Below are 10950 nucleotides of genomic sequence, written 5' to 3'. Positions count from 1 at the left end.
CCAATAGTGAGTGTTTCTCGTCGGCCATTGAGGCGGTAGTCATAGCGGAATGACTTTGTGCCAGCAGTAGTCACCATGACATACATACCATCACGATCCGAGATTTTGTAGGCTTTTTTCTTTAGGGCGCAGGCTGCGCAGTTCGGTGTCAGTAAGCATATTGGCTAGGCTTTCGTTGATACCGTCACAGGGGGTGTCGGTATGGGAAAGCAACGTTCCGAAATGTTACAGCTTTACCGTCAGGCGTACCGCACGAAATTGCGGCTAGTGTTGTATTTTGTCGGTTGTCCCTGGACGAACAACCGACTATTCCTTATAGGGAATCAGCAGTTTCCAGAACGTTGCGGTACGTTGCTGGAAACTTTAAATTATTCCCACTCGATGGTCGCTGGTGGCTTGGTGCTCACGTCGTAGGTCACACGGTTGATGCCGCGCACCTCGTTGATGATGCGGCCGGACACCTTCTTGAGCAGGCCGTAAGGCAGCTCGGCCCAGTCGGCGGTCATGAAGTCGCTGGTGACCACGGCGCGCAGGGCCACGACATAGTCATAGGTGCGGCCGTCGCCCATCACGCCCACGCTCTTGACGGGCAGGAACACGGTGAAGGCCTGGCTGGTCAGGTCGTACCAGCTCTTGCCAGAGGCCTCGTCGATCCAGTTGTTCAATTCTTCGATGAAGATGGCATCGGCGCGGCGCAGCAGGTCGGCGTATTCCTTCTTCACTTCACCCAGGATGCGCACGCCCAGGCCAGGACCGGGGAAGGGGTGGCGGTAGACCATGCCACGGGGCAGGCCCAGGGCCACGCCCAGTTCGCGCACTTCGTCCTTGAACAGGTCGCGCAGGGGCTCCAGCAGCTTCAGGCCCAGCTGCTCGGGCAGGCCACCGACGTTGTGGTGGCTCTTGATGGTGACGGCCTTCTTGCTCTTGGCACCACCCGACTCGATCACGTCGGGGTAGATGGTGCCCTGGGCCAGGAAGGTCGCTCCCTTGGAACCGGCGGTTGCTGCCTTGAGCTTGGCCGCTTCGGCCTTGAAGACGTCCACAAACAGGCCGCCGATGATCTTGCGCTTGGCTTCCGGCTCGCTCACGCCGGCCAGCTTGCCCAGGAACAGCTCGGAAGCATCCACGCGAATCACCTTGGCGTGCAGCTTGCCGGCGAACATGTCCATGACCATGTCGCCTTCGTTCAGGCGCAGCAGGCCGTGGTCCACGAACACGCAGGTCAGTTGGTCGCCGATGGCGCGGTGGATCAGCGCGGCCGCCACGGACGAATCCACGCCGCCGGACAAACCCAGGATGACCTCTTCATCGCCGACCTGCTCGCGGATCTTGGCCACAGCCTCTTCGATGTAGTCGCCCATGATCCAGTCCGCCTGCGTGCCACAGATGTCCAACACGAAACGGTTCAGCATGGCCTGGCCCTGCACGGTGTGCGTGACTTCGGGGTGGAACTGCACGGCGTAGAAACGGCGGGCTTCATCGGCCATGCCGGCGATGGGGCAGGATGGGGTCGAGGCCATCACCTTGAAGCCTTCGGGCAATTGGGTGACCTTGTCGCCGTGGCTCATCCAGACCTTGAGCATGCCGTGGCCTTCGGCGGTCACGAAGTCTTCGATGCCTTGCAGCAGCTGGGTGTGTCCATGGGCACGCACTTCGGCGTAGCCGAATTCGCGGCTGTCCGAGCCTTCGACCTTGCCGCCCAGCTGGGTGGCCATGGTCTGCATGCCGTAGCAGATGCCCAGCACGGGAATGCCCAGCTCAAACACGGCGTCCGGCGCACGGTCGTCCACTTCGTAGACCGACGCGTGGCTGCCCGACAGGATCACGCCCTTGAGGCGGCCATCGGCGGCAAATTCGCGCACCCACTCGCTGCTGACGTCGCAGGGGTGGACTTCGCAGTACACATGGGCTTCGCGCACGCGGCGGGCAATCAGCTGCGTGACCTGGGAGCCGAAGTCAAGGATGAGGATCTTGTCGTGTTGCATGGTGTTATCCAAGGGCAAGAGGAAAGGATTCGGGGTCAGAAATCTTCGCCCGCCCACAGCGCGATCCCGCGTTGGCGGGCGGCAGCGATCTGGGCGGTATCGAACGTGGCCAGCGGCAGTCGCAACGACTGCGCCAGCCACAGGTAAGCGGCATCGTAGGTGGGCAGGCCGGTATCCAGCGCCACGTCCAACACGGCCTTATGCTGGGCGGGCGCCAACTCGTGCAGTTCCACACGGTGGCGGATGGCTTCCAGCACGCCCCACAGCCCCTCGACGGAGCCATGCGGAATACGGCCCTGGTGCACGCCCGATGCGATCAGGTTGCCACACTCCCACTGCCAGAGGTTGGGGGCCTGCGGCTCCACCTCGTCGCGGCGGATGCGGGCATACAGGCGCTGGGTGTGGGCGCTGGCCTGATCGGGCAGCAACCAGGCAGCAGTGACGGAGGCGTCCAGCACAAAGGCGGTCATGCGCGACTCCGGCCGGTGTGGCGCAGGGCAGCTACAGAAGCTGCAGCTGCTGGCGCTTGTATGGTGCGCTGCAAGGCCTGAATTTGTTCCAACTCCCGCGCAATCTGCTCGTCGGTGATCACAGGCCGGCGGCGCACCGGCAGCATGCGCACCACTTCCTTGCCGTGGCGCGTGATGCGCACCTCTTCGCCGGCCTCGACCAGTTCGATCAAGGCAGAGAAACGGGTCTTGGCTTCGTAGATACCGACAGATTGCATGGGGTGGAAATAAAAAAATCTGGCCGAACCAGAAGTTCAGACCAGATTTTAGCATTCTGACCAGAACTCTGTGAGTCTGGTCTGTTGAAATCACCCCACGTCGGGCCAGCGTCGCTTTCGCAGCAGGCCGCGGGCCAGCGCCGCCTTGCGGTAACACAGCCATCCCGCTGAGGGGATACCGCGCAGCGGCCCAGGGGCGATCGACGATCAGTCGGCGCGGTAGTTGGGCGCTTCCTTGGTGATCTGCACGTCGTGCACGTGGGACTCACGGATGCCGGCAGCCGTGATTTCCACGAACTCGGCCTTCTCGTTCATCTCCTTGATGGTGGCGCAACCGCAGTAGCCCATGGAGGCGCGCACGCCGCCAGCCATCTGGTAGACGATGGAGACCATCGAGCCCTTGTAGGGCACGCGGCCTTCAATACCTTCAGGCACCAGCTTGTCGGCATTGGGGTTGCCGGTGGACGATTCCTGGAAGTAACGGTCGGCCGAGCCCTGCTGCATGGCACCGATGGAGCCCATGCCGCGGTAGCTCTTGTACGAACGGCCCTGGTACAGGATCACTTCGCCGGGCGCTTCTTCGGTACCGGCAAACATGCCGCCCATCATGATGGTGGAGGCACCTGCCGCCAGGGCCTTGGCGATGTCGCCCGAGAAGCGGATGCCACCGTCACCGATCAGCGGCACGCCCGTACCCTTCAGGGCATCGGCCACGTTGGAGATGGCCATGATCTGGGGCACACCCACACCGGCCACGATGCGTGTGGTGCAGATGGAGCCAGGGCCGATACCCACCTTCACTGCATCGGCACCGGCTTCCACCAGCGCCAGCGCTGCAGCGCCGGTGGCAATGTTGCCGCCGATCACATCGATCTGGGGGTAGTTCTGCTTGACCCAACGCACGCGGTCGATCACCCCCTTGGAATGGCCGTGGGCCGTGTCCACCACGATGGCGTCCACACCGGCCTTGGCCAGCAGCTCGACACGCTCTTCGGTGCCAGCGCCCACGCCCACCGCAGCCGCCACGCGCAGGCGGCCAGCCGCGTCACGCGCGGCATTGGGGAAGTTGGTCTGCTTGTTGATGTCCTTGACGGTGATCAGGCCCTTGAGCTCGAACGCATCGTTGACCACCAGCAGGCGCTCCAGCTTGTGCTTGTTCAGCAAAGCCTTGGCCTGGGCAGGCGTGGTGCCGTCCTTTTCATTGACGGTGATGAGCTTCTCGCGGGGCGTCATGATCTCGCGGACCTTGACGTCGTAACGGGTTTCAAAGCGCACGTCACGGCTGGTCACGATACCGATCACCTTGCCGCCATCGCACACGGGGAAACCGGAGATGCCACGCTCTTCCGACAGCTGCAGCACCTGCAGCACGGTGTGCTCGGGGGTGATCACGATGGGGTCATGCACCACACCGGATTCATGGCGCTTGACCTTGGACACTTCGGCCGCTTGCTCCTGGGCCGTCATGTTCTTGTGGATCACGCCAATGCCGCCTTCCTGGGCAATGGCAATCGCCAAACGCGCTTCGGTGACCGTGTCCATGGCCGCAGAGACCAGGGGCAGGTTCAACGTGATGTTGCGCGTGAACTGGGTGGAAAGAGAAACGTCCTTGGGCAGGACTTCGGAGTAGGCGGGAACGAGCAGGACGTCGTCGAAGGTCAGTGCTTTTCCGAGAAGGCGCATTGTGAAGGCTCCAAAAGAAAGATTGTAGCTTTCTCCGTGCATGCACGTGCCGCGCACGCAACAAGAAACCTTGCAACTGGCAGCTACACTGGCCCCATGAACGCCCTGCACTTCTGTCTCACCACAACGCTGCTCGTGTGCTCCCAGGCCGCTTTCGCCCAATGGCAATGGGTGGATGAAAGTGGCCGCAAAGTGTTCAGCGACCGACCGCCGCCAGCGCACATCGCGCCGCACCAGATCCTGCAGCAGCCGCGGCCCGCCTCCGCAGCCACCCAGCGCATCATCTACCCGGCCGAGAACGGCTCCGCCCCCGGCGCGGTCATCGACCCCAAGGAAGCGGAAGCTGCCGCCAAGGCCCAAGCTTTGAAAGCGGCGCAAGACGCCCAGAAAGCTGCCGAAGCCAAGGCGCAGGAAGACAGCAAGAAAGAAGAAGCCCAGCGCAAGGCCGAGGAAGCCGAACGCAAGAAAAAGGAGCAGGAAGTGGCCAAGGCACGGCAGGAGAACTGCCAGCGCGCCAAGTCCACCCACAGCACCATGCAGTCCGGCATGCGCCTGGTGTACACGAATGAAAAAGGCGAGCGCAGCTACATGACCGAACAGCAGCGCCAGGCCGAGTTGCAGCGCGCCCAGGAAGCGATCAAGAGCAACTGCCCCTGACCGAGCACGCAGCCACCAGCAGCGCCACGCGCAGGCTGTGCAAAACCAGGCGCTGTACAGGGCGCTAGAGCGCCCTCCACCCCTGGCGCCGCGGTCAATACCCCGATTTGCTGTTGGGCCGGCGGCTGGCAAACAGGCCAGCCCCCCGGGCACCCTGCTGGGCAAAGCGCTCGCGGCGCGCCACCTTGGGGTCCACCTTCAGCGGCTGGTACAGCTCCACACGATCGCCGTCCTGCAAGCCATGGTCCAGCGCCTGGGTACGCCCCCAGACACCGCAGGCGGCGTGCGCGCCCAGCGCCAGCCCGCAGGCGCGCAAGGCATCGTGGATCTGGGCGCCGGCCGGCAGCGCCACGCTGCGTTCCTGCACCTGGGCCTGGGCATCCACCCAGACCACCTGCACCGCCAGCATGCCGGTCTCAGCCATAGACTTTTTCGGCGCGCTTGATGAAGGCATCGACCATGGAGTTGGCAATCCGGTCGAAGATGGGGCCGATCAGGGCCGCCACCGCGTTGCTGTCAAAGCCATAGTCCAACTGCAGCTGCACCTTGCAGGCACGCTGCGAGCCATCGCCCACGGGGTGGAACATCCAGTGCCCCTCCAGGCGCGAGAACGGCCCCTTGATCAGGCGCATGCTGATCTTGTGCTGGCCTTCGTGCACGTTGCGGGTCACGAAGGATTTGCGCAAGGCCCCCATGGACATGCCCACCTCGGCCGTCATGCTGTGTTCGTCCTGCTCCAGCACCTGGGTGTGCGAGCACCAGGGCAAAAATTCTGGATAGCGCGCCACGTCGGCCACCAGGGCGAACATTTCTTCGGGGCTATACCAAATGAGGACGGACTTGTTGACGTTTTTCATGAAAGCAAAAGCCTGCGTGGCGCATGCCCTGGGGCATTGCACCGGCAAACGGGTGGCGCGAGGCTGAAGAAACTAGAATTGCTGCTTAGCGGGAGAAATGCCCATTGTAGGTAGAGCCCGGCATCTGCGGGTCACCCGCCCAGAAAGACCCATGGCAAAAAAACCAGAAACACCATCCCGCATCGCGGAGAACAAGAAAGCGGCGTTCAACTATTTCTTCGAGGAACGCCATGAGGCCGGCATCGTGCTGCACGGCTGGGAAGTCAAGGCCCTGCGCAGCGGCAAGGCGCAGATCAGCGAGGGCTACGTCATCATCAAGGAAGGCGAGCTGTACCTCATCGGCTGCCAGATCCAGCCGCTGAAGACCGCCTCCACCCACGTCAACCCGGATGCCGCACGCATCAAGAAGCTGCTGATGAAGAAGGACGAAATCCGTCGCCTCATCGGCAAGGTGGAACAAAAAGGCTACACCCTGGTGCCCACCAAGCTGTACTGGAAGAACGGCCTGGTCAAGTGCGACGTGGCCCTGGCCAAGGGCAAGGGCGAGCACGACAAGCGCGATGTGATCAAGGACCGCGAAGGCAAGCGCGAGGTCGAGCGCGCGATGAAGAGCCGCAACCGCTGAATCGGCAGCACACTTTCAATAAAAAGAGCTGCCAGCGCTGTCTTGGCAAGGTTTTCAGGTCGCAATGACTGGTAATCCTTGGCAAGGCAAGCGCTGGCAGCTCTCTTTTTGTTGATGCCTTGCGCCGCGGCACAACCTGCGCGGCCCGCGATGACCGCCCCCTGTGATGCAGAACACCAACGGTTTGCACCAAATTCGTGCCATTTGCACCAACTCAACGCTGTCACAAAAACTTCATCTCTAAAATTTCAAAAAACAGATTCATACCGTCAATACATAAAAACCCGCAGTCACCCTGCAACCAACGGATATCGAGGAAACCACCATGTCTTATGGCAACTGGCCGATTGGCCGCAAGCTCGCGGCCGTGCTTGGCAGCATCCTGCTGCTCTTCGTCAGCAGCAGCGGCTTGGCCATCTACCAGTCCCTGCAGCAGGACCGCATGCTGTCGCACATGATGAACGAGGTGCTGGTGACCGAGCGCGCCCTCAAGAACTGGTCCATGAACGTCACCGCCGGGGTGCAACGCGCTGCGGCGATTGCCAAGAGCGACGATGCCAGCCTGGTGCAGTACTTCGACAAGGCCACCAAGGAAGCCACGGCCGACACCGCCGTGCAGATGAAGATCATCAACGCCCACCTGCGTGATCCGGCGCAGCTGGCCCTGCTGGAAAAATCCTCCAAGCTGCGCGACGCCTACCTGGCGCAGCGCAAGGAAATCGCCGCGCTCAAGGCCGCCGGCAATGCCGAGGGGGCGCACCGCGTCTTCACCCAGCAGTTCGAGCCCACCATGACGGCCTACCTGCAATCCGTGGCCGACCTGGCGGACGCGCAGCGTGCGCTGTTTGACCAGCTGTCGGCCCAAAGCCGCCAGTCGCGTACCGCCAGCATGTGGCAGCTGGGCGTATTCACCAGCGCGGCCCTGGCCCTGGGACTGCTGTGTGCCGTGCTGGTCACGCGCAGCATCACCCGCCCCCTGCACCTGGCCCAGCAGGCCGCGCGCGAGGTCGCGGCGCTGGACCTGAGCGGCACGCCCCAGACCCACTACCACAGCGATGAAACCGGACAGCTGCTGCGCAGCCTGGACGAGATGCGCAGCACCCTGAACCGCACCATGGGCCAGGTGCTGCAGTCGGCACAAAGCATCTCCACCGCCAGCGAACAGGTGGCCAGCGGCAGCAACGACCTGAGCAGCCGCACCGAGACCACGGCCGCCAACCTGGAGCAAAGCGCCAGCGCGATCGAGCAGCTCAGCAGCAGTGCACGGAAGCCACGCGCCAGGCCGAGGCGCTGACGCGCAACTCCTCGCTGGCCACGCAGCAGGGCTATGACAAGACCCAGCACGTGCAGCAGACCATGGAGCAGATCCACGCCAGCAGCCGCAAGATCGGCGACATCATCGGCGTGATCGACGGTATTGCCTTCCAGACCAACATCCTGGCGCTGAACGCGGCGGTCGAAGCCGCCCGCGCCGGCGAACAAGGCCGCGGCTTTGCCGTGGTGGCCGGCGAGGTGCGCACCCTGGCCCAGCGCAGCGCCACCGCCGCCAAGGAAATCCGCCAACTGATCGACACCAACCTGCACAGCGTCAGCGCTGGCACCGCGCAGGTGCACGATGCCAGCCAGGCCATGCAGGCCATCCTGGACAACGTCAACCGTGTGCAGGACATCGTGGCCGAGGTCAACGCCGCCACCAACGAGCAAAGCCAGGGCGCGGCCCAGGTCAACCAGGCGATTGCCCAGCTGGACCAGATGACGCAGCAGAACGCCGCCCTGGTCGAAGAATCCAACGCCGCGGCCGCCCACCTGCACGCCCAGGCCAGCCAGCTGCGCGAGGTGGTCGAGGCCTTCAAACTGTCGCAGCAGCCCACAGCGCAGCGCGCGCGCGCCCTGCCCCGCGGCCGCGAGCCCGCGTTGCTGTCAGGATAAAAAATGAGCGGCTGGCGCTTTCCGGCACAAGGTTTCAGGCGCAAAAAGCCCTGAAACCCTTGCCAGACAAGCGCCAACCGCTCACAGAATTAATAGCCCAGCCACCGGCCACGCCGCGTGGCTTTTTTAACGCCACGCCCCAGGCCACAGCGGGCCGGCAAGGCGCGGGCCGCGCACAGCGGCACCCGCGTGGGGGCTGGGGCCGTGGTGTGGCCGCCTCAGTCCTTCAGGCTGGCCAGCGGGTGCGAATGCGCCGGCCAGGGGCTGACGAAGAACGCGCGCCACAGGGCCTCGGGCACGTCCTCGATGCGTGCGGGGTTCCACTGCGGGCTCTGGTCCTTGTCCACAGCCAGCGCGCGGATGCCTTCCACGGTTTCGGACTGGCCGGGGCGCAGGTAGAAGCAGTGGCGCACCATGTCGCGCTCCATGCGCAGGTCGGTGGCCACATCCATGCCGCGCGCGCGGCGGATCTGCTCTAACACCACCCACAGCATCAGGGGCGAACGCTTGCGCAACGCCGCGGCCGTGGCCTGCGCCCACTCGCTGGCGGTGTCGGCCTCCAGCGTGTCGATCATGGCCTGCAGCGTGGGCAGGCCAAACACGCGGTCGATGTCTGCCGTGCTGCGCACCGCACCGGGCGCCTGGGCCTGCGTGCGGGACTGCACAAAGGCCTGCACGGCCTCACCGCTGGCAAAGGTCTGCTGCGCCAGGGCATCCCAGACGGCGCCCTGCTCGCTCGCGGGCAGGTAGGCATCGGCCAGCTGGAAGGCAATCGCCTCGGCCGCGCCGATGGTGTCGCCCGTCAGCGCCAGCCACTCGCCCACGGCACCGGGGCAGCGCGACAGGAAGTAGCCGCCGCCCACATCGGGGAACAGGCCGATGATGGTCTCGGGCATGGCCATCTTGGTCTTCTCGGTCACCACGCGCAAGCTGGCGCCCTGGCTGATGCCCATGCCACCGCCCATGACGATGCCATCCATGAAGGCGATGTAGGGCTTGGGGTAGGTGAAGATCAGGTGGTTGAGGGCGTATTCTTCGGTGAAAAAGTCTTCCAGCTGCGGGTTGCCCGTGCTACCGGCCTGGTGCAGGAAGCGGATGTCGCCGCCGGCGCAGAAGTGGCCGAACACGCCTTCCTTGTGGCTGCCGCGGATGGCCACGGCCAGCACGGCGGGATCGTCCTTCCAGGCCAGCAACTGGGCCAACAGGTCACGCACCATGCCCAGGGACAGGGCGTTGATGGCCTTGGGGCGGTTCAGGGTGATGAAGCCGACCTGCCCGTGCACTTCACTGACGATATGTTGCTCAACCTCGCGCATTGTGTCTCCTTGGTTCTTGTTCAGAGGGAATCAATGGCCCGCATTGTGCCCCAGCGCCCAGGGGCTGCACGTCTCCGACGCACCAGGGCCCACGCCGCACCTTCAGCGCGCCCAGCGCCGCAGCCCCAGTTCGTCGGCCAGCTGGCGAAAGGACTGCAGCTGGTTTTCCACGTGGTTCTGCAAGGGCTTGCCCGTCAGCTCCAGCGGGAACAGGCCATGGCGCACTTGCAGACGCGCATAGCCGGGCGCGGTCACGGCCTCCTGGAAGGCCCGTGTCCAGGCCTGCGCCACCTCCGCAGACACATTGGCACTCAGGTACAGGCCCCGCACCGTGGGCCACACCAGCTCCACCCCCTGCTCACGGGCCGTTGGTACCGCCGCCCAGTCGCCCGGCAGCCGCTGGGGGGCAAACACCGCCAGCAAACGGATGGGGGCACCGCCCCTGATGCGCTGGTGCACCTCGGCCGCATCCCCGCAGCAGACTTGCACATGCTTGCCTTGCAAGGCCTCCAAGGCCTCGCCCCCACCTTCAAAGGCCACGAAACGCATGGCTTTGTGGTCCCGGACCGCTGCCCGCACCAACAAGGCGGTCTTGACCCAGTCCTGGCTGCCCACGGTGCCGCCAGCGCCAAACACCACGCGCGACACATCGTGGCGCAGTGCCGCCAACAACTCCTGCAATGTTTTCCACGGCGCATCCCGGTGCACGGCCACCACGCCATAGTCCGTGCCCAGCGTGACCAGCCAGTGCACCGCCGTCGGCGCATGCGGGCCAAAACGCCCTTGGGCCAGGTTCAGCAAGGAGCCGCTGGAAAACGCCACCAGCGTGTGGCTGCCGCCCAGCTGGCCCGACGCCACCCGGTCGAACGCCACGGCACCAATGCCCCCAGGCAGGTAACGCTGCCCCAACGGCGGCCGCTGCGGGCGCACCGCCTGCAAGGCATCGCGCGCCAGAGCGCAGGTCAAGGCGAAGCCGCCCCCGGCACGCGCCGGGATCACGCAGTCGGCAGCCAGCAGACTGGGGTCAACCGCTGCGGCGCTCTGCGCCTGCGCCAGGCCTGGCGCAGGCACCCAGCTGCCGACCCAAGGCAGCAGCGCCCAATCGCGCAGCACGCGACGGCGGGACGGGCGGTCAAAGGAAAGAGGTTGCTTCGGCATGGGCAAGCGGAGG

12 protein-coding genes and 1 pseudogene are annotated in these 10950 nt (G+C 64.5%); 4 read left to right on the top strand and 9 right to left on the bottom strand.

Going from position 1 to position 10950, the window contains the following annotated elements; genetic code table 11:
* From CA2_RS18605 to guaB, 5 genes and pseudogenes are all read right to left on the bottom strand, one after another.
* Positions 1 to 159, bottom strand: a pseudogene (locus tag CA2_RS18605) (Arm DNA-binding domain-containing protein); the annotation flags it as partial.
* A gap of 209 nt (positions 160 to 368) precedes the next feature.
* Complete coding sequence (gene guaA / locus CA2_RS13735; RefSeq protein ID WP_042418381.1) at positions 369 to 1985, bottom strand: glutamine-hydrolyzing GMP synthase; 1617 nt, start codon at positions 1983 to 1985, stop codon at positions 369 to 371.
* Between the two features lie 35 nt (positions 1986 to 2020).
* Positions 2021 to 2455 carry a type II toxin-antitoxin system VapC family toxin gene (locus CA2_RS13730; RefSeq protein ID WP_042418372.1) on the bottom strand — a complete coding sequence of 145 codons (435 nt, stop codon included), beginning with the start codon at positions 2453 to 2455 and terminating at the stop codon, positions 2021 to 2023.
* Positions 2452 to 2712: a type II toxin-antitoxin system Phd/YefM family antitoxin gene (locus CA2_RS13725; RefSeq protein WP_042418369.1), complete on the bottom strand. Its 261-nt coding sequence runs from the start codon at positions 2710 to 2712 to the stop codon at positions 2452 to 2454. The genes CA2_RS13730 and CA2_RS13725 overlap by 4 nt, the downstream gene beginning before the upstream one ends.
* A gap of 207 nt (positions 2713 to 2919) precedes the next feature.
* Positions 2920 to 4395 (bottom strand): IMP dehydrogenase, encoded by a 1476-nt coding sequence (gene guaB, locus CA2_RS13720; protein WP_042418366.1) that lies wholly within the window; start codon positions 4393 to 4395, stop codon positions 2920 to 2922.
* 96 nt (positions 4396 to 4491) lie between these two features.
* Between guaB and CA2_RS13715 the strand changes: the two genes are divergently transcribed.
* A complete protein-coding gene (locus CA2_RS13715; protein ID WP_042418362.1) occupies positions 4492 to 5052 on the top strand; it encodes a DUF4124 domain-containing protein in 561 nt (186 codons plus the stop codon).
* A gap of 94 nt (positions 5053 to 5146) precedes the next feature.
* Here the strand turns inward: CA2_RS13715 and CA2_RS13710 are convergent, their stop codons facing one another.
* On the bottom strand, positions 5147 to 5476 hold the full coding sequence (locus tag CA2_RS13710) for an RnfH family protein (RefSeq protein WP_042418359.1): 330 nt from the start codon (positions 5474 to 5476) through the stop codon (positions 5147 to 5149).
* Entirely contained in the window at positions 5469 to 5909 is a 441-nt protein-coding gene (locus CA2_RS13705; protein WP_042418355.1) for a type II toxin-antitoxin system RatA family toxin, read from the bottom strand. Before CA2_RS13705 ends, CA2_RS13710 begins: the two co-directional genes overlap by 8 nt.
* 151 nt (positions 5910 to 6060) lie before the next feature.
* Between CA2_RS13705 and smpB the strand changes: the two genes are divergently transcribed.
* From smpB to CA2_RS18390, 3 genes are all read left to right on the top strand, one after another.
* Positions 6061 to 6534, top strand: a complete 474-nt coding sequence (smpB, locus tag CA2_RS13700) for an SsrA-binding protein SmpB (protein ID WP_042418352.1) — start codon at positions 6061 to 6063, stop codon at positions 6532 to 6534.
* Positions 6535 to 6859: 325 nt separating this feature from the next.
* On the top strand, positions 6860 to 7828 hold the full coding sequence (locus CA2_RS18395) for an MCP four helix bundle domain-containing protein (RefSeq protein ID WP_217997640.1): 969 nt from the start codon (positions 6860 to 6862) through the stop codon (positions 7826 to 7828).
* Positions 7829 to 7878: 50 nt separating this feature from the next.
* Positions 7879 to 8463 (top strand): methyl-accepting chemotaxis protein, encoded by a 585-nt coding sequence (locus tag CA2_RS18390; RefSeq protein WP_245620963.1) that lies wholly within the window; start codon positions 7879 to 7881, stop codon positions 8461 to 8463.
* Between the two features lie 218 nt (positions 8464 to 8681).
* Here CA2_RS18390 and CA2_RS13690 read toward each other — a convergent pair whose 3' ends face one another.
* Together CA2_RS13690 and CA2_RS13685 are read right to left on the bottom strand one after the other, a co-directional pair.
* Positions 8682 to 9779 carry an enoyl-CoA hydratase/isomerase family protein gene (locus CA2_RS13690; protein ID WP_042418349.1) on the bottom strand — a complete coding sequence of 366 codons (1098 nt, stop codon included), beginning with the start codon at positions 9777 to 9779 and terminating at the stop codon, positions 8682 to 8684.
* Between the two features lie 102 nt (positions 9780 to 9881).
* Positions 9882 to 10937 carry a Bug family tripartite tricarboxylate transporter substrate binding protein gene (locus CA2_RS13685; RefSeq protein WP_052369944.1) on the bottom strand — a complete coding sequence of 352 codons (1056 nt, stop codon included), beginning with the start codon at positions 10935 to 10937 and terminating at the stop codon, positions 9882 to 9884.
* Positions 10938 to 10950: the final 13 nt, after the last annotated feature.

The organism is Comamonas aquatica NBRC 14918 (assembly GCF_000739875.1).
GTDB lineage: Bacteria > Pseudomonadota > Gammaproteobacteria > Burkholderiales > Burkholderiaceae_C > Comamonas > Comamonas aquatica.
This window is presented reverse-complemented; position numbering and strand designations above follow the sequence as displayed.

Excerpts from the sequence above, each read along its gene's own strand:
- CA2_RS13705 (WP_042418355.1), bottom strand. The coding sequence starts at position 5,909 with ATGAAAAACGTCAACAAGTCCGTCCTCATTTGGTATAGCCCCGAAGAA.
- CA2_RS13730 (WP_042418372.1), bottom strand. The coding sequence starts at position 2,455 with ATGACCGCCTTTGTGCTGGACGCCTCCGTCACTGCTGCCTGGTTGCTG.
- smpB (WP_042418352.1), top strand. The coding sequence starts at position 6,061 with ATGGCAAAAAAACCAGAAACACCATCCCGCATCGCGGAGAACAAGAAA.
- CA2_RS18395 (WP_217997640.1), top strand. The coding sequence starts at position 6,860 with ATGTCTTATGGCAACTGGCCGATTGGCCGCAAGCTCGCGGCCGTGCTT.
- CA2_RS13710 (WP_042418359.1), bottom strand. The coding sequence starts at position 5,476 with ATGGCTGAGACCGGCATGCTGGCGGTGCAGGTGGTCTGGGTGGATGCC.
- CA2_RS13715 (WP_042418362.1), top strand. The coding sequence starts at position 4,492 with ATGAACGCCCTGCACTTCTGTCTCACCACAACGCTGCTCGTGTGCTCC.
- CA2_RS13690 (WP_042418349.1), bottom strand. The coding sequence starts at position 9,779 with ATGCGCGAGGTTGAGCAACATATCGTCAGTGAAGTGCACGGGCAGGTC.
- CA2_RS13725 (WP_042418369.1), bottom strand. The coding sequence starts at position 2,712 with ATGCAATCTGTCGGTATCTACGAAGCCAAGACCCGTTTCTCTGCCTTG.
- CA2_RS13685 (WP_052369944.1), bottom strand. The coding sequence starts at position 10,937 with ATGCCGAAGCAACCTCTTTCCTTTGACCGCCCGTCCCGCCGTCGCGTG.
- guaB (WP_042418366.1), bottom strand. The coding sequence starts at position 4,395 with ATGCGCCTTCTCGGAAAAGCACTGACCTTCGACGACGTCCTGCTCGTT.
- guaA (WP_042418381.1), bottom strand. The coding sequence starts at position 1,985 with ATGCAACACGACAAGATCCTCATCCTTGACTTCGGCTCCCAGGTCACG.